At 61.7% G+C, this 17,872-nt stretch carries 15 protein-coding genes and 4 pseudogenes; 9 read left to right on the forward strand and 10 right to left on the reverse strand.

The annotated features are described in order from the left end of the window. The coding region (locus WD767_14895; GenBank protein ID MEX2617381.1) for a hypothetical protein at positions 1-196 on the reverse strand (196 nt) is incomplete at its 3' end. Between the two features lie 89 nt (positions 197-285). Here WD767_14895 and WD767_14900 point away from each other — a divergent pair. Further along, positions 286-447, forward strand: a pseudogene (locus WD767_14900) (ATP-binding protein). 241 nt (positions 448-688) lie between these two features. Next, positions 689-1,516: an alpha/beta fold hydrolase gene (locus tag WD767_14905; GenBank protein ID MEX2617382.1), complete on the forward strand. Its 828-nt coding sequence runs from the start codon at positions 689-691 to the stop codon at positions 1,514-1,516. 72 nt (positions 1,517-1,588) lie between these two features. Here the strand turns inward: WD767_14905 and WD767_14910 are convergent, their stop codons facing one another. The 4 genes and pseudogenes from WD767_14910 to WD767_14925 all read right to left on the reverse strand — a co-directional run bounded on the left by WD767_14910 (position 1,589) and on the right by WD767_14925 (position 6,087). Continuing rightward, positions 1,589-3,721 carry a molybdopterin cofactor-binding domain-containing protein gene (locus WD767_14910; GenBank protein ID MEX2617383.1) on the reverse strand — a complete coding sequence of 711 codons (2,133 nt, stop codon included), beginning with the start codon at positions 3,719-3,721 and terminating at the stop codon, positions 1,589-1,591. 3 nt (positions 3,722-3,724) lie between these two features. Next, a complete protein-coding gene (locus WD767_14915) occupies positions 3,725-4,210 on the reverse strand; it encodes a (2Fe-2S)-binding protein (GenBank protein ID MEX2617384.1) in 486 nt (161 codons plus the stop codon). Between the two features lie 70 nt (positions 4,211-4,280). Continuing rightward, positions 4,281-4,760, reverse strand: a pseudogene (locus tag WD767_14920) (IS1595 family transposase). Positions 4,761-4,764: 4 nt separating this feature from the next. Continuing rightward, a complete protein-coding gene (locus tag WD767_14925; protein MEX2617385.1) occupies positions 4,765-6,087 on the reverse strand; it encodes a pentapeptide repeat-containing protein in 1,323 nt (440 codons plus the stop codon). Positions 6,088-6,389: 302 nt separating this feature from the next. On the opposite strand from WD767_14925, the gene WD767_14930 reads away from it, so the two are divergent. From WD767_14930 to WD767_14945, 4 genes and pseudogenes are all read left to right on the forward strand, one after another. Further along, the gene (locus WD767_14930; protein ID MEX2617386.1) at positions 6,390-8,084 is read left to right on the forward strand and encodes a hypothetical protein; all 1,695 of its coding nucleotides are present in this window, start codon (positions 6,390-6,392) and stop codon (positions 8,082-8,084) included. 397 nt (positions 8,085-8,481) lie between these two features. Continuing rightward, positions 8,482-9,543 (forward strand): TauD/TfdA family dioxygenase, encoded by a 1,062-nt coding sequence (locus WD767_14935; GenBank protein MEX2617387.1) that lies wholly within the window; start codon positions 8,482-8,484, stop codon positions 9,541-9,543. A 58-nt stretch (positions 9,544-9,601) separates the two neighbouring features. Further along, positions 9,602-9,748, forward strand: a pseudogene (locus WD767_14940) (uracil phosphoribosyltransferase). 25 nt (positions 9,749-9,773) lie between these two features. Next, positions 9,774-10,229, forward strand: a complete 456-nt coding sequence (locus tag WD767_14945) for an aldolase/citrate lyase family protein (GenBank protein ID MEX2617388.1) — start codon at positions 9,774-9,776, stop codon at positions 10,227-10,229. 124 nt (positions 10,230-10,353) lie between these two features. On the opposite strand, the gene WD767_14950 is transcribed toward WD767_14945, so the two are convergent. Together WD767_14950 and WD767_14955 are read right to left on the reverse strand one after the other, a co-directional pair. Then, the gene (locus WD767_14950) at positions 10,354-11,271 is read right to left on the reverse strand and encodes a DUF3108 domain-containing protein (protein MEX2617389.1); all 918 of its coding nucleotides are present in this window, start codon (positions 11,269-11,271) and stop codon (positions 10,354-10,356) included. Positions 11,272-11,457: 186 nt separating this feature from the next. Beyond that, entirely contained in the window at positions 11,458-12,057 is a 600-nt protein-coding gene (locus WD767_14955; GenBank protein MEX2617390.1) for an aspartate/glutamate racemase family protein, read from the reverse strand. Positions 12,058-12,312: 255 nt separating this feature from the next. On the opposite strand from WD767_14955, the gene WD767_14960 reads away from it, so the two are divergent. The 3 genes and pseudogenes from WD767_14960 to WD767_14970 all read left to right on the forward strand — a co-directional run bounded on the left by WD767_14960 (position 12,313) and on the right by WD767_14970 (position 15,863). Continuing rightward, the gene (locus WD767_14960; protein MEX2617391.1) at positions 12,313-12,810 is read left to right on the forward strand and encodes a methanogen output domain 1-containing protein; all 498 of its coding nucleotides are present in this window, start codon (positions 12,313-12,315) and stop codon (positions 12,808-12,810) included. An 8-nt stretch (positions 12,811-12,818) separates the two neighbouring features. After that, positions 12,819-15,647, forward strand: coding sequence for a PAS domain-containing protein (locus WD767_14965; protein ID MEX2617392.1), 2,829 nt, complete (start codon positions 12,819-12,821; stop codon positions 15,645-15,647). Between the two features lie 105 nt (positions 15,648-15,752). Continuing rightward, positions 15,753-15,863: pseudogene (locus tag WD767_14970) on the forward strand (recombinase family protein). 144 nt (positions 15,864-16,007) lie between these two features. On the opposite strand, the gene WD767_14975 reads toward WD767_14970, so the two are convergent. The 3 genes from WD767_14975 to WD767_14985 all read right to left on the reverse strand — a co-directional run. Further along, a complete protein-coding gene (locus WD767_14975) occupies positions 16,008-16,721 on the reverse strand; it encodes an RES family NAD+ phosphorylase (GenBank protein ID MEX2617393.1) in 714 nt (237 codons plus the stop codon). Positions 16,722-16,723: 2 nt separating this feature from the next. After that, positions 16,724-17,161 carry an MbcA/ParS/Xre antitoxin family protein gene (locus WD767_14980; GenBank protein MEX2617394.1) on the reverse strand — a complete coding sequence of 146 codons (438 nt, stop codon included), beginning with the start codon at positions 17,159-17,161 and terminating at the stop codon, positions 16,724-16,726. 301 nt (positions 17,162-17,462) lie between these two features. After that, positions 17,463-17,872, reverse strand: a 410-nt coding sequence (locus WD767_14985; GenBank protein MEX2617395.1) for a hypothetical protein, incomplete at its 5' end; no start/stop codon positions are given.

Raw genomic sequence — 17,872 nt, forward strand, 5'->3', positions numbered from 1 at the left:
CGATGGCCATCGGGCACTGGCGGATTGCGAAGCGTGTCTTGCCCTTCCGGCGCAGCGTCTCCGCCGTGCAGCCGATCTTGGCCGAGATCGAGTTGATCGCCCCCCATTGCGAGCCGTAATCGCCTGCATGATCCAAAACCAGACGGCCCGCCCGCTCGCGCACCTCCGCCGGATATCGTGTCGATTGTGTCCCCATGATAGTTCCTTCTTCTCACAAGTTGGAGCCTCCGGGAAACTCGGGGCGGTTCAGGTGGGGATTTGCTCCGCCGTTGACACATTGAGGCGGCGCGGGTTCCTTTCGACGAATGGACCAAGACCTTTGGCTCTGAGCGACTGACCGGAGCCTTGCTCGACCGACTGACCCACCACGTCAGCATCCTCGAAATGAATGGCGACACTTATCGACTGGCTCAAAGCCGCGACAGCAAAAGCCCGGCCATAAACTGAACAACACGCCAGATTGGCCCTGACGGGCCAACGCGCCCAGGCACCCGCCAGCTACATAGAGAGCACGGATGCCTGGGCGCGAAACCCATTCCCGGCATCCGATCCAAACATCCTGAACTGGCCTATTTTTGCTCCGCCACATGGCCGGTTTTTGCTCCGCCGTTGACAGTCATGTCAATCTTGTATTGCTGGGCTGACCAAACCGCTAACATGATGGCTATGACAATACGAGTAGGAGCACATGAATCCTGACGGCAAAACACGAAACATTAACGGTGTATCGGTTCATTTTACGCTGGATGGTCCGGAGGGAGCACCAGTCATTACGTTCGCGCACGCTTTGTCGCTCGATCTTCGGAGCTTCAACCCTCAGATTGCCGCGTTTCGGGACCGATACCGGGTCCTTCGCTTTGACCTCCGGGGGCACGGGCGAACCGACAAAGACGGACAGGCTTTCTCCATGGAGGACCTGGCCAAGGACGTCGTTGGCCTGCTGGACCACATCGGCGTCGAAAAAACGCATTTTGTCGGTAGTTCTCTCGGCGCCATGGTCGGGCTTGCGCTGGCACTCGAACATGCGGACCGCTTGTCCAGCCTGACCTTCATGGCGTCCCAGGGCGCCTTGCCCGACGAACGCATCGCAGCAGCGCGGGACAATATTGCGGCCATGCGCGCATCCGGCGCCACGGCCCGGACGACAATGGAGAGCCAGGCCGACGCCCTGTTGGGCCGTTTGCTGCATGATCCCGATGAAGCGAGACATTCCGAGCGACTGGCATTGTTACGCCGGATTCTGGGTGGCACGACCTTGTTCGGGCAGGCGCGCGCCTACGAAGCGATTCTGGCGATGAATTACGACAGCCGGCTCGGTGAAATTCATACGCCAACCCTGATCCTGGCCGGTGCGCAGGACACCTCGACGACCCCTGCACGGATGCAAATGTACAAGGATGGGATTGCCGGCGCCCGTATGGCGATACTTAAGGGCGCCGGACATTTCCCGAACGTCGAACAGCCGGGAGCTTTCAATGATGTCTTGCAAACTTTTCTGAACGGACTTGACCGCTAAGCTATCGGGCGCGACGGAATTGTCAGAACACATGGCCCGGAGGCTCTGCGTCTGAATGGGTAACCCTGGGAATCACGTCACCAGTAATGCCGTCATGATCCGCTCCCGGTTCAGCGGCATGTCGTACATCCGCCGCCCAAGCGCATGGGCGAGGGCATTGCCGATAGCGGCGCAAGTTGGACCGACCGTGCACTCGCCCATGCCCAGCGAAGGATCGTCTGGTGAACCGATTATTTCCACGTCAACAGGCGGCACTTCGCTGAAGCGCAGGATCGGATACGCGTCCCAGTCCCGGGAGGCGATACCTTTGCCCTCAATCTTCACCTGTTCTTTGAGTGCAAAGCTGGCAGCCTGTACGATGCCGCCCTCCAACTGGTTGCGCGCGCCGTTCGGGTTGATTACCAACCCGGCATCGCTGGCGCTCCAGACATGGTCGAGGCGCACCTCGTCCGCCACCGTCACAGCAACCGCAACGGCGGAATAGGCCGCCATATTCTTGTAGCGTGCAAAGGCGATGCCCAGTCCCTTGCCCTCGCCACCGGAACTACGGTTAGCCCAACCGGCCATTGCTGCCGTCCGCTCCAGCACGGCGCGGGCGCGCGGGTCGTCCAGCAGCGCCAGCCGATAGGCAAGCGGATCCTTGCCGGCACGGGCCGCCAATTCGTCCATCATGCATTCCATCGCGAAGACATTGGTGGGGGCGCCGAGCCCTCGTAGGGCGGAGGTCCGCACCGGACCTTCCGTCACCAGATGATGTTTGATGCGATGTGCCGGTATCCGGTAGAGCGGTACCGCGTTTCGGGTGCCGCCACCGCCGCGTTCCTCCGGCGGATCGGTAACCTTGACCGGCGGCGGCGGGTTTTCCAACGCCTCGCTTGCCAGCAGATAACCGCTGCCGGAACCCGGACGCTGCACGTGGCTGGCGCTCCAGATCTCCTGGGTCCAATCCGTGGGATTGCCGGCCGCATCGACGGCGACCCTCACCGTTACCGACATGGCCGGACTGACCGGTTCGTAGGCGAACTCTTCCTCGCGCCGCCATTGCAGTCGCACGGTCTCGCCTGGCAGCGCCAGCGCGACGATGGCGGCATCCGCCGCCGCGTCGTCCGAACCGTTATGGCCATAGCAGCCGGGGCCATGGCGATGGTGGCAAATCACCTTGGCCGAATCGAGTCCCAGCATTTCGGCCACATTCTTGCGCAACGGATGCATTCCCTGCCCATGCGACCAGATCGTCATGGTCTCGCCGTCATACTGTGCAATTGCCGCCGACGGCCCCATAGAAGCATGGGCGATGTAGGGCCGGGTATAGGTCGCCTCCACTATAGCCGAAGCATCTGGGGTGTCCTTTACTGCCGCGCCGATCGCGCGCAATTCCGCCGGCCGCCCCACCAGCCAGGCGCCCTCCTGCTCGCTGCCGCGATAGTCGCGCAGACCAGACCATTTTGCGTTGGCTTCGGCATAGACCGCCGCGGCTTCCGCCTTGCGCTCGCTGGTACTGACAAAGGCGACGAAACTGGCGCGGCGGACAACGCGCAATTCTTCATCACCGCTGGCGCCCCGCACGGCATCTTCGTCCAGCGCTTCCAACACCGCACCGGGGCCCGGCTGGCGCAACGTGCGGGCATGCAGGGCGCCCGCCGGGCGCATGTCGTGCAGATAGGTTTCTGCAGCACCTGTCACCTTCCCCGGCAGGTCTGCCCGAGGGATTTCCTTGCCGACCAGCCGATAGGCCTCCGGCGATTTAGGCCTGGCACGTCCCGTCGGTGCCTGGCTGAGGTCGAGAGCAGGGGCGACATCCCAGTAATCCAGACCGGTTGCCACGCCATCTTTCACGAACGCGCCATCCGCTACGATTAGATCATCGGGCGAGCAATTCAGCCGCAATGCCGCCTGGTTGGTCAGCAATGACCGAACCTCGGCACAGACCAGTCTGATCGAAGCGCCGGAGACCATGACCGAAAGGCTGGATGACGTATACTGTTCGTCCGGTCCATATTCGGTGCTGCCGGATAACAGCGTTACACGCTCCAGCGGCAGATAGAGTTCTTCCGCTGCAATCTGTGCCAGCGCGGTGACAATCCCCTGGCCGATTTCCACCTTGCCAGAGGCCACTCGCACGGTGCGGTTGTCCTCGAACTTCACCCAGCGGTCCAGCCGTGGGTTGGTGGTCAGGCTGGCAGGCAGTTTCACGGTTTCGTTCATGGCCTAGCCCCTAGCTCGCATGGTTGCCGCGGCCCGTTCAACCGCTTTCAGAATGCGAACATGCGAGCCGCATCGGCAGAGATTGTCATCCAGCGCCGCTGCAATCTCGCGCCGTGTCGGATTCGGGTTCCGGTCCAGAAGCGCCTTGGCCGAGATCAGAATACCGGATAGGCAATAGCCACACTGCCCGGCCTGCTCATCCAGAAAGGCTTGTTGCAGCGGGTGCAGCTTGCCATCGGTTCCTGCCAGCCCCTCAATCGTCGTGATCTGTTTGCCCGCAAGCGAGTCCAGCGCCGCATTGCATGACTGCATCGGCTGGCCATCAACCAGCACCATGCATGCACCGCATTGCTCCAATCCGCAGCCAAAGCGGCTGCCGGTCAGACCCAGTGTGTTGCGGAGGATATCCAAAAGCGGCGTATCCGGTGCGATTTCGTTCGGCATTGGCCGCACCAGGCCGTTTACTGTCAGGAAAGGCGTTTTGGACATTGGTTGTTCAGCCTCCACAGCGTCCCGGTTGAAGCGCCCAATAGCGTTCTGTTTCCAGGGGCTGTCCCAGTTAACTACCTGAGACGACGATTACCCACTGACTGAGTTGATATAATTGAGTTGACGGTTCACTGTTGTTGAAACGCCACTCGCACTCCTTCAAAAATAGCCCGAAATGGGCCTTCGGAACACCGTTGAATTTCCGCATATGGCGCGCCTGGTTCCAGAAATTCTCGTTTCCGTCGATGTGGTTTTGCTTGTCAGCGAACAACTCCGAGTGGTTGATTCGAAAGTGCTTGAAGTCGGAGACGTCCAGCACGTTGTAGCCGCCCCAGTAGTCGGAATAGACGATGCTGTCCGGCACGATCTTCCGTGCCATGATGGGCATCAACGTGTCGCCGGAGGCGTCGGGAATGATCTTCGTGTAGACCTTGCCTCGCTGTTTCAAAAGGCCGAATACCGGTATTTTTCCGGCTGCTCCGCGTCCCCGGCGTCCCTTGCGCTTGCCACCGAAACAGCTTTCGTCCACTTCGATCTCGCCACTGAACATACCGCTACCCGACCCGGAAATGGTTCCGCAAAGCCAGTGCCAGCAAAAACAGCAGGATAGCGTTCAGTATCCCCTGGCCCGCTGCCAGCGCCTGTACGGTCTCGGACGGGATGGGCCCGGCGAAGAGCGCGCTCTCAACATCCTCCGCTGCCGCGAACGACGAGCCGAGGAGAGGCAGGAAGCGCGAGCCCGTAAAGGCCAATAGCGCACGCGTGCGTCCGATGCTTTCACCGCTGTCGCCCACCGGCAGGGGGTCGCCCTCCACCGCAAGCGCGTCGTAGGCGCCCCAGAACCCGACGCTGGACACCGCCAGCCAGAACAGCGGCAGCAGGACGCTGCGACCACAATTGGATGACAGGGAATAGAGGAACAGCAGAAGCGTGTTGCGCAACGCTTTCGTGAACACGCTCAAATCCCGCTTGCGGCGCCACCAGGCTTTCCACAGAAATCCCCGCTCCGCCTTGCGCTCGGCGATGAACAGGTCGCGCTCCGCATCGTTCGCATGAATGTTGGCCGCAATCCTGCGTAGGCGCTGCAGCCGCGTCACGGTTTCCGTTTTTGTCGTCCATCCGGGGGTGGGAAACCCCCCGACCGCGCCGGCGAAGCCTACCTTCATGGCCGTCCAGTTCAGATTTTCCGGGTTCTTGATGGCGCTGAATTCGGGCGGCTGTTTGAAGGACGTGTTGTCAAAGTCGGCCGAGGCATTGAATACCCGACGGGCGAACGAGGCATATCCAAGAAAACGGGCACCCGTGAAACTTACGCTGGAAAAGGCGTCCTCTTTCTCCGCTCTCCCGCTGAACCACGCTCTGTCGCCAAATGTCGCGTTCAGAAATACGCTGCCGTCGCCAAAGGCGGCACCCTCGAAGTTGGCCCCCTCGCCGAAGGTTGCGCGATAAAAAGAGATCGATACGCCAAATGAAGCTCCGTCAAACAGGGCATTATCGCCGAACGTTGCGTCCCCGAAATCAGCACCGTCACCGAATTTTGCGCATTTAAACTGAGCGTCGTTTCCGAATATTGCGCCATGAAAATTGGCGTTATCACCAAATTGTGTATCTATAAAAGATGCACCATGCCCGAAATTAAACCCAGAAAAATTTATTACCTCATTTTTATCTTTCGTAAAATACACGCCAGAAAAATCAGCGCGCGGTCCGTTGGGCTGCTGAGATTCCTTGTCAATCAGCACCGGATACCGTTCCCGCCAGGCGTTCCACGCTTTGGCGCCCTCGCCGGCAAGAGCAAGCAGTTCATCCTGCGTCGGCTCCGGCCCGGGAACGATGTACTCCACATCATCAGGCGACAGATTCTGCGCGTCGTTCATGAGCATACTCCCTCCCTCGCGAGCCCGACGCCCAGCATCCGCCCAGAGCGGTCGCCCCAGCCCGCATGCCACGAGCCCAGGTAAACCAGCGTTACAACAACATGTCCTTGGCTTCTACAGGGCCTTCGCCAAACCGCTAAGCGATTTCTGGTTCCAAGAGGGGGCCTGCTCGGCTATAGTCGGTGCCGAGTTTGGCAGTTATCTGGGGTATGCTGGCTCATATCTTCCCCATTTCCCGTTCCCCCGGCGCGGGGCGCCCGGTCAGGGTGCGCGCCGTTCCCCGACACGACCGGAGACGCGCCATGTTCTGCCGTCGCCCCGCTTCATCTTTCGGCTGGACCGCCGTTGTCTGCATTGCCGCACTGAGTGGTCTAGCCGGTTGCGACCAGATCGCCGGGCTGTTCCCGTCATCTGGCGATAGCGCCAAGACCGCCGAGGCCGAAGCGCGCAGCTTCGCGCGCCGGCCGTCACCGGCTGAGCGGCTGGACGACTCTGCCGCCCGAAAGGCCTTCATGGTCGAGGCGCCCGAAACCGGCGTGGATCTCGGCTGGGGCTGGAGCGTCGACCGCGGTCAGCCGATCCCGACCGAATGCGTCGCGTTCGACATCGCTGACGACCCGGCGCAGGAAACCACCGTGTCTATCTCCGAGACGCGCGACAGCCATTCGCTGTCGCGCTCGATGGGCATCTCATCCTCGGTGTCTGTCAACGCGATCGCCTATGAGGCGTCGGGCAAGGCGAGTTTCGCGAAGAGTACGAAGATTACGGCCTTCTCGACCACGTATGTAGTCCGCGCGGAGGTACGCAACGGCGCGCATTACGCCGCGCCGAAGGACCCCGGGCGTGGCCGCCATCTCGGCCGCGCAGTTACCCTGACCGCCGCCGCCGCCGCGCTGGCGCGGCGCGATCTGGCCGCGTTCCAGCAGGCCTGCGGCGAGGGCTTCGTGTCGGCAGCGATGCGTGGCGCCGAGGCGTTCGCGGTGATCGACATCGCCACACGCAGCAAGACGACGAAGGAAAGCGTGAAGACCGAGGTCTCCGGCTCCGGCTGGGGCGTGAAGGTCGATGCTGCGTTCAGCGCCGCGTCGTCGAGCGGCTCGGATTCGTCGAAGAACACGATTTCGTTCTACCAGGCCGGCGGCAGCGGCAACCCGCTGCCGAAGGACGCCGACGGGATCAAGAAGCGCATCGAGAATCTGGCGCAGGACGCGCTCGACGCTGGCAAGCTCTACGCACTGCAGATCACGCCCTATCAGGTGCTGGAAAACTTCCCGAGCGGCGAAGAACTTACCGCCGATGCCGGCGAGGTCGACGAGATCGCTGCCGCCTGGGGACTGTACCGCACGCTGCACGACGATATCGGCGCGGTATTCGCCGAGCCGACGGGCTTCACGCTGCCGGTTGCCGACTGCACCGGGAAAACCAGGCCGGCCGAATGCGAGATCGCCTTCAGGCCGCTGACCGGCGCGCCGCTGGTCGCGGACGAGGGGATCGGCGGGGTGTCGGCGCTGGAGGTGCTTGGCGTGTTCCAGGATATCGCACTCGGCGCGCTGGACCGGGTCGAACTGGGCGCCGCGACCTGCCTGGAGGCGGACGAGAACTGCGCGTTCGATCCGGCCGCGCTGCGTTCGAGCTACGCCGTGCGTACCGGCCTGCCGCTACCGTCCGGCTGGCTGCAGGGCGATGACGCCACCAATCAGGTAAAGCTGCACGATGCGCATGCCGCCTTCCATCTGCGCGACGCGGCGCGCGGGCGCTGTGAGATCAGTTCGCTGGAGCTCGGCTGCATCGCCAACGCCGAACTCGGCCGCTGGGCCGCGCGCACCGGCTTCGTGCCGGTCGCCGCCGCCGATCGCGATGGCTTCAACCGCGCCATCGCTGCGCTCGGCGAGATGCCGCACTTCACCGGCGACCCCGACCGGCCCGACGCGCTCACATTGTGGGTACCGCCGGCAAACCTGCGCGCCGCGCAGGCGGCAGTGGCGGATAGCGGTTGAAACTTCCAAGAGAGCGGGCGGTACTGTCAGAGCAAAAAGCGCGTGCCACGCTGGGCCGCTGTGTAGCCTCCGCGGATGAGAAACCCGTTCCGCTATTTCAATGACTCACCAGAGGTGATCCGCCTCACAATGATGATGCTTCGTGAGCTCCCGGTGAACCAGCCCTGCTGCCGATGATGTTGTGCTGTTACGCTCAGTTCTGAGCGTATGAGAGAACACAACGGCACGGAACCCGGCCTGGTCGAACAGGATGAACGCTTCGTTGTTAGGTTGTTCGCGCAAGCGCCGGAAGCTTAATCTCCCTGTAGCGGGCGCTTTCCCGCACGCGTCCGGCTTGGGGAAATATTGGCACGCGCCGCAAATTGATCCAGACTGCAGCTCCGGATGGAGGATCGGTATGACCATATTACGGACACATGAAGGGGAAAGCGCCTGGCTCGGGTCGGATTTGGCGAAGCGGGACGGCTGGATTCATGAGTTCTCTGCAGAGGAACTCAGCGAACTGGAAGCTGTCGCCGATGCCACGTCGGACCGGGATATCACGGCGTTGCGCGAAGTGGATTTCGTAATGCCGGTTCTCGATGCGGGGCTGGCCCGCATCCGCAACGATGTCGTGGACGGGCGCGGCTTTGTGCTGATGCGTGGATTGCCAGTTGCGGATTGGCCTCGGGCCCGCACGGCACGTGCTTATTGGGCGATCGGCACCCGAATCGGGGTACCGGTCACGCAGAACCCGGCTGGAAACCTCCTCGGCCACGTCACCGATGTGGGTGGCGACGCTGACAATCCCAACCAGCGGGGACACCAGTCTGCGGATTCCCTGCCGTTCCATACCGATATCGGTGCGGAAATCGTTGGCCTGCTGTGCCTCTCCGGAGCCCGCTCGGGCGGAGAATCCGGGCTCGTGAGCGCGGCAGCACTATGGAACGAGATGATTGCGCAAAGACCCGACCTGGCCGAGGAATTGACTCGCCCGTTCTATTACGACCGCCGCGGGGAAGGTGTCGATGGTCAGGACCCGTGGTATGAAATGCCGGTATTCATGCCGGTCGACGGCCGCGTCGTGGTGAGCTACGTGCCGCGTTTCATCCGGAGTGGCCAGCGATTCGAAGCTGTGCCGCGGTTGACCGCCCGCCAGAATGAAGCACTCGACATGGTGCAGCGCCTTGCGGACCATCCGCGCTTCAAACTCGAAATGGATTTTCGGCTCGGCGATATTCAGTTCGTCAACAATCTGGTGCTCTTGCACACGCGGACGGCCTACAGGGATTGGCCTGAGCCGGAACGGAAGCGTCATCTGTTGCGGCTTTGGCTCAGTGTGCCGGACGGCTGGCCATTGCCCGCCCCCTTCCATGCCCGCTATGGCACCGACCCGCGAACAGGTCGGCCAAGGGGCATCAATTTGCCCCCAGGCGTGACTCTTAATGCGCCTCTGAAGCCCCCAGCATTGCGGATGTGACGTAAGATCAGAATAAGCCGGAACTACATTCGTATGCGCTAGGAGTGTTATCAGTCAGGCGGCGCCGGAAGGCGTCGAGGCTTTCGCCTACGCCCATCCCGACGTGCCGATCGTCGCTGCGGCGGTGGACCGCCAGTTCAACGACCACGGCTACATCCTGCCCAGCCTGGGCGACGCCGGCGACAGCAGGTTCGGCACCAAATAATCACAAGCAAAGAGGAGAGATATCCATGAGCGAGTTCCGCAACTTCGCCCTGGCCAGGATGCGCGCCGGCGATCTGGCCGTCGGCATTAGCCTGCGCCAGTGGCGTACCACTGACATCGGCCGCCTGCTGGCGCCCACCGGCATCGACTGGGTCAACATCGACATGGAGCACGGCGCCATGACCGTGGACCAGGCCGCCGCCCTGGCCATCGCCTGCCAGGACGCCGGCATCACGCCGCTGGTGCGCGTGCCGGGGCTGGAGCACCACCATGCCATTCGGGTTCTCGACAACGGCGCCATGGGTATCATCTTTCCTCATGTCGAAACGCCGGAGGATGCGGCCCGGTTGGTCGGATACTGCAAGTACCCGCCGGTCGGCCACCGCTCGCTGGTCGGACGCATGGTCCACTTCGACTATGGGAAGCGAGCAGTACGGAGGCGACCAGTATCGATTTTTCCTGGGACAGTAACGACGAAATGACCGAGGTAAGCGGAGATGGCTCCGCCGAACTCCAGCCAGACGGCTCCCTCCACGGCGAAATCTGCTACCGATACGGTGACGAATATTCCTTCATCGCTCAAAAATGGACTTCTTCAACAGCCTGCTAGTCGTTCGGCACCGCCAGTCGCTTGCCGTCGGCCTCGACGCTGGTCAGATGCCCCGTCAGCGTGCCGTAGTCGGTCTCAATGGTCATCGCGACCGGGATCGGTTCGGCGCCTTCAAAGGGGGCGGCGACGTAGACCGTGCGATCCCGGGCGGTGCGGCTGTATTTGTTCTTCTCCCGGCGCGCGCCGCCCTTCATGTCCCATTCCACATGACAGATCAGGGCCGGACCGCTGAAGGCCGAATGGCTGGTCGGCTCGAGGACTTTCTCGCCCCTGTCGGAGATTGTGACATCGTAGCGCCGCTTGCCGTCGAACACCGCGTAGGTACCGGCGCAACCGCGCCCTTCACTGATCGCGCGACCCAGGTCGGCGAACACGGTCAACGGGTCGACGGTGCCAACCTCCGCGTTTTCCGGCAGCGGGGTGACGTCCTCCGGATCGGGCGTCGGCTCCACCACAAGATCCGCCACTTCGCCGGAATCGTCGTAGCGGATCGACATGCGCCGTTCTTCGGACCTTCCCTGCCCGCGGCTCTCGTGCAGCGTCGGAAGCACCTGCGGGCCGTTGAACCGGCCGGTTGTCCTGGTCTCGCCCGCCCATTTGAAGAAGAACTCCAGAATGCCCCGGGTCCGTCCGGTTGCGGAAACCACGTACTCGCCATCGCCGCGCTCATACAGGGCGGTGCTGCTCAGCACGTGGAAGCTGCCGAAATAGACGTCGTATTTCGCCCGCAGCGGCTGCGAATCCGCAGATACGGATGACCGGGCGAAGACCGGGGCGTCCCGATCGCTTCCCGTCTGGCTGGCGCCGGCGCTGGACGCGAACTGCCCGCCAAGAAACACCGGTATCAGTCCGGCCAGTCCGGCCAGTCCGAGCAAGGTCGCCATTTTCCGCCCGGATGGTGACTTGCGGATCACGATTTGCACTCCGGCCGTGGGATGGTCACGTCCCCTCAACCATTCATCCGACATTCCCCATTTGAAACGTCTTCGGCGTTTCAAATGGGGAATGTCGGGCGATAATCAATGGAACGTCTGAAGAACACATCTCTCATGACGGCATGGTGGTGCGGTGGGCGGCCGCAGACCACGGCGGAAATGATCCTAACCGCAGCGCAGCCGCCCCAGCGCCATGGCGACGGCGGATTGGGACGGCTCCACGACCGGCATGGAAAGCGCATCCGATACGCGCTCGCGGTAGCGCGCCATGCCGGCACAGCCGAGGATCAGCACGTCGGCGCCATCTTCGACGCGCAGGGCGCGTCCGGTTTCGATCATGCGGTCGAGCACCTTGTCCTCGTTGCTCAACTCGACAACGCCGAGCCCGATGGCCCGGTCGCCGGCGCTGCGCTGCGCGAGACCGAGCTGCCGCACATAGCGACCGTGCCGTTTCACCGACGGTTCGAGGATCGAGATCACCCCGAACCTTTCGTCCTGCGTCATCGCTGACAGGTAGGCGCACTCGGCGATACCGAGCACCGGACGCGCCGTCGTCTCGCGCGCAGCGTGCAGCCCGGGGTCGCTGAAGCAGGCGATGACGAACGCCCCCGCATCGTTGTCCCGCCCATGGATGTAATCGCAGAGCGGCAGGATGACGCTGTCGGAATCGTGCTGGCTTTCGACGCCCGGCGACCCGTCCGTCATGGTGACGCATTCGATTGCCGGCCCGCCCGCCATGCGCAGCGGCGCCAGGCTCGCCGCCACTGCTTGGGAGGGGTGTTCGTGGAGGAACGCGACATGAACCGGCCAGCCGTGGCCGCATAACTTAAACCAAGCGGCCTCCGGCAATCCCGCGCGGTTCAGATACTTGTTTTTCGACCCGGTCCCTTATGCTAAATTTCTGGTCATTGATATGCGTCGCCTTACAACTGCAAGGGTCTCGATAGCATGGTTGGTAAAAAGGTAGCCCCGAATCCAACAAATGATGCATCGACGAGGTTTGCCGACGCGGATATCCCCATGGACGCCGACAGGTTTATGCGGGTAATCATTCGGGATTTGTCGGGAACGCTGCAGGACACCATCGGTCTTGAAGACGCCAAGGGCTTCATCTCGGTGGTCGGCGCGCGCATCGGCGACCAGTTCGATGCACTATACCGGGCGGCGCTTAAGCAGGCCTTTCTAGGGCGCGCCGAAGTTGCCCTGGCGTTGGTCGATCTGAAGCGCCGTATCGGCGGAGACTTTTTCATCATCGAGGAGAGCGATGAAAAGATTGTGCTCGGAAACCGTGTCTGTCCGTTCGGAACCTACGTGGAGGGACGTCCCGCCCTTTGCATGATGACGTCAAATGTCTTCGGGCGGATTGCCGCAGAGAACCTTGGCTACGCCAAGGTGAACGTCGAAGAAGCCATTGCCAACGGTCATAAAGGTTGCCGCGTCGTGGTGTATTTGAATCGACATGGAGAAGCAGCGGAAGCGCTGGGTCGAGAGTATTATAGCGTTGAAGCAAGGCAATGACACACTCCTTGGCACGCACGTTTGCGGAGCTGAGTCCAGACCCCATACTGGTGTTCTGTCCAAGCGGGCAGCTTGAGGCCTGCAGCGCTGCGGCTCGAGAACTGACAGGAATCGTCCCTACCGACATCGGTTCAATAACTCTTGCGGAGTTGCTCGGCGGTGACAACGCCATAGCGAATTCCGTCCTCTTACAGGCGCTCGCCCAGAAGCAACCCACGCCGGTCCGATTGCGCCTGTATATTGCGGGACGCGCGCCGGCGGAGTTGCGTGGCGAGTGCTGGCGTCTGGGCGGCGAGCATACTTTCAGGGCCGTAATCCGATTGTCCTGGAAGCAAGATAGAATCGATAAGTTCACAGAACTGTCGGCCACCATCGACCGTCTGAACCGAGAAATGCGTGCAAAGGACGGGCTTCTCTGGAAACTGAATGAGGCGGCGGCGGAGACGCGGCGCATCGAGGCTAGGGCACGCATCGGTGTCTGGCGCTGGGTCGTGGGAGAGCCAGTCCCAAGAGTGTCAGACGAAGTGTTAAATGTCCTCGACTGGCCAGCGGGTAAGGCGGTACCTGACATCAGATCTTACCTACGCCGCGTCGTTTCTGCAGATCGAAAGCGCGTGCAACATGCGCTCCTATCCATCTATCGGGAGCAGCAGGCTGTGGAGGTGGTGCACGACCTGATTGCGGCCGGCGGTGTCCGCTGCATACGTCTAGGCGGAGAACCCCAACAGGATACGCGCGGGAACGTGACCCGGATCATCGGGTACGTTCAAGATATCTCTGTCGAGAAGCAAGCGGAACGCGCACTTAAATTATTTCTCTCGGCCAACCAAGCGACGCAGAACGCCAATGACACAACGGGCGCCATTAATGCAATTCTGAGGGTGCTCTGCGAAGCGACGGGAGCGGTCTACGGCGAATCCTGGCTACCTGGCGAGACCGAAAACACCCTACAGTTCCGCAGAAGTACATGGTACGACGCTTCATTGCGCTATGCGGACTTCCGCGAAGCTTCTGAAGGATTCGCTTTTAGCCTCGGGCAGGGCGTGCCGGGTCGCGTATGGCAGCATGGTCGACAGGAGTGGCATCCAAATCTGGCTGAGCTTGAAGAACCGCACTTTATGCGTGGCTGTGAAGCGGCAGCGGCCGGGTTCAAGGCCGCGCTGGCACAGCCGATCGCCGATGGACAGCAGCGTCCGTTTGCGGTCCTGATGATGTTTTTCGATACGCTTCCTGTGCGGGATAAGGAGTTTCTTTCCCTTGCCTCCGGTGTGGCTGCTCAGGCTTCAGCCGCCCTCAAACGAAAGATGATAGAGGATTCTCTGCACGAGAGCATCGCGCGCTACGAGCGCGCGGAACAGGGCTCAAGCGCCGGCCTGTGGGATTGGGACATAGATACGGGCACCGTATACTACTCAGGCCGGTTTATGGAACTACTCGGCTACCCAGCCCAGTCTTGTCTAGGCGATTTCGAGTTCTTTGCATCCCGCCTCCACCCCGACGATATAGGTCGCATGCAGGATGCGATTGCAGCGCATAGGGAAACCGGTAGGCCTTACGACATGGAGTACCGGCTTCAGGTGGCAAGCGGAGAGTATCGTTGGTTCCATGCCATCGGAAAAGTGTCCTGCAGCCCAAAGGGCACCGAGATCATGGCGGGGTCTATCCTGGACGTAACAGTGCGCCGCAGGGCCGAAGAAGAACTGCGTCAATCTCAGAAGATGGAGGCCGTGGGTCACCTGACGGGTGGGGTCGCCCATGACTTCAACAACCTGTTGACGGTTATCCTGGGCAACGCGGAGATGCTGGCGGAGATGACGACCGACCCGAAGATGCGCTCGATGGCGAAAATGACTATCTCCGCGGCGGCGCGCGGCGCCCAATTGACCAGCCGTCTGCTGGCGTTCGCCCGTCGTCAACCCCTCGACCCGAAGCCAACGGACGTCAACCAATTGGTCGAGGCGATGCAGGCGCTCATTCGACGCACCCTGCCCGAGAGCATTGATCTCGACTTTGTGCCCGACCCCGATCTCGGCATTACCGAGATCGATGCCGGCGAACTGGATACGGCCTTGCTGAACCTGGTGGTCAATGCGCGGGATGCCATGCAGGAAAGCGGCAAATTGACCATCGAGACCGCCAATGTCGTATTGGATAGCGAATACGCTGCCCATCACATGGAAGTGGTGCCGGGCGAATATGTGATGGTCTGTGTTTCCGACACAGGCAGTGGCATGGATCCCGAGACGGTCCGGCGGGCATTCGAACCGTTCTTTACCACCAAGGAGGTGGGCAAGGGCAGTGGTCTCGGGCTGAGCATGGTGTTCGGATTCACCAAGCAGTCGGGCGGGCATATCAAGATATACTCCGAACCCGGCGAGGGTACGTCGGTCAAGCTGTATTTCCCGCGGATACAGGCTGGGAAGGTATCGGGCTCCCAACCGACGGCCGAGGCGCCGCCACCAGTCGGATCTGAGCATATTCTGATCGCCGAGGACGACGACCTGGTGCTTGAACACCTCAAGAACCAGTTGCTGTTGCTGGGCTACCGGGTTACCACGGCCATGTCCGGCCCCGAGGCGCTGAGCGTCCTGCAAGCCCACGATGACATCGACCTCTTGCTGACCGACGTCGTCATGCCGGGTGGCATGAACGGGCGCGAACTCGCCGACCGGGCGCGATCGGCCCGCCCTTCGCTGAAGGTGATGTTTACCTCGGGCTACACCGAGAACGCCATCGTCCATCACGGTCGCCTGGACTCCGGCGTTGCATTGCTGAGCAAGCCCTATACCCGTCTGGAACTGGCAACCAAGTTGCGGAGCGTGTTGGGCAGTGAGTAGAACGAGCCTGTGAGACATTCTATCGGACCTGACGATTGAATCGGTTGCTAGAGATCCAGATCGGTAGACAGCAATAGGCACCCGCCGCCCCTTCTATGCACCACGCGGATATTCGAAGAAAAGGCTTCGGGTGCGCAACGGGACAAACCGCAACTTGCTGCCGCGCTGGAATACGCACGCGCCGGCGATACTCTGGTCGTATGGAAGCTGGACCGTAAGCGTCCGGCCTGACCGCTACCCGTTCCAGCGCCAAGGCAGCAGGTAGTCGACCTTGGTAATTTTATAGTCGGGGTAGCCTAACACACGGGCGTATTCCTCGACGGGGGCGAGGCAGAGCGAGCTGCCGGCGTTGACGCTCTCTCATGACCCTACGGCGACGTTTGTGATCTTCAACACGCTGGCCACACCGCCAGCATCCCAGCGATATTCATAGTGGTCGCCCTGAAGGACGGGCAAGGGAACAAGGGTCGGGCGAAACAGGCAGACATTGACGCCGCCGCCGCGCCGTACGCTGTCATAGACGATGCCGTTCTCGGGATCGCCGCCGCCCTCGGGCCAGCGCAGGCCGGCGGCGAAGAGCTGCGCCGGGCCATAGTCGGCGGGGTTGGGCGCATAGAGCTCAGGCCGCCCGCCCTGCCCTCCCCTGATATCGACGAGCGTGCCGTCGATATCGGCGATGAGCTCGCGAATCTGGATCGACGACGGGAAGGCCCCTTCGGAGAGCCGTAGGCGGCAATCGGCGTGGAAGTGGGTCTCGGCAATCGCCGTCTCGATGTCGAGCGCGGCGTACCAGGCTCCCAGGCGAGCATCGGTGAACCTGCCGCCGGTTTCGTTGGCGTGCAGGAACGCCGCCATCACCAGGCTCGCCCCTTCGCCATTTACAACCTCGCCGGCGGGCAGCAAGCCGAGACGGCGCTCCATGAACGCCAGTCGGTCATTGGTGGCCGCTTCAAGCAGGAAGGCGACACGAAGCTCTTCCTCGTCGGCCGCGATGTCGTCGAACACGCCGACGGGCGGGTAACGACTGGCGATAAGACGGTGGGTGCGATGCTGGACCTGGGAGCGGGCCAGCACGGTTATTTCATGCCGCGCCAGGCGTCGATATAGCGGCGCACGGCATAGAGATCGTCCATACCGCCCTGGGTCATCCGCTCCAGGGGCGAGCGGCCGCCAAACGGCACGTCGGCATTGGGGCTGGTAAACCAGCGCTCGGCGCTGGCCTCGTCGGCGAAAAGCAGCCTGAGTCCCTTCTGGATGCCCAGGATGAGCGAAATGCGCTCCAGCTGGTCGCGAGAGAGAGCGCTGACCTTGCCGCGCTGCCAATTGTAGTAGGTCGGCCTGGAGATTCCGCCCAGCAGGGCGCGGCGGTGATCGACAGACAATCGCCAGATATCCGCGAGCCGCAGGAACAGCCGCACGGCAGCTGGCGAGACTTCCTTGGAAACCTCGCGGTCCTGAAGCGCCGTTAGCGGCAACCGCTGATCGACCGTGGCGGCATTGGTATGAGCGAGCATGGGAATCTCCTTTTAGTATAAGTTTATATATAATATCTAATTTTATACTATTTTGTCAAGTTTAGGACCTGTTTTGCTGAACGGGTGCAATCCCATTCCTTTCACGAAAGGAACGGTTCATGGACGAAGGGCAGCATGGACATCATCACCGTGAGGCGGATGATTTCGGGCGAAGGAGGGTGAGAACCCGCCTGCGAACTCTCTCGGCGGAGCCCTTGGCGGACGAGTGTTGATTGCGCGAAACCGGGCGAAAACAAAGCGATATGTAGGTTTTCGCCGTTTCCATACCCCTCGCGGGCGCTCAGTCTTCGGCGTCGTCGGACAGTCGGCGCACAGCAATCAGCAATTCCATGATGGCCTGCTCGGCCGCCACGAGCTTGGTCGCCACCATCAGGTCCTCTCGGCCTGCCATCGCCAGGAACGTTCCCAGCACCTCATCCGAGTGCCGTGCGAGCGCCACGAGATGCTGCCCGCTCGGACCATATCGCCCGGAGAACCAGTTCTTCACCGTCTTCTCGTTGGCGCCTGTCCAGGCAGCCACCGTCTTTGCGCCGGCTCTGGTCGGGCCAAGTGAGTGATTGAGCGCGTTGGCGATTGCAGCCGCAAAATCACTCTCTTCGTTGGCCTCTCCCATATCAGCATATCCGTTGCGATTCGGAAAGAACTTGCCCTTTTTTGGAAACGACATTCCACCCTCCTTGACGTTAAATG

Source organism: Alphaproteobacteria bacterium (genome assembly GCA_040905865.1).
In the GTDB taxonomy this organism is placed as follows: domain Bacteria; phylum Pseudomonadota; class Alphaproteobacteria; order UBA8366.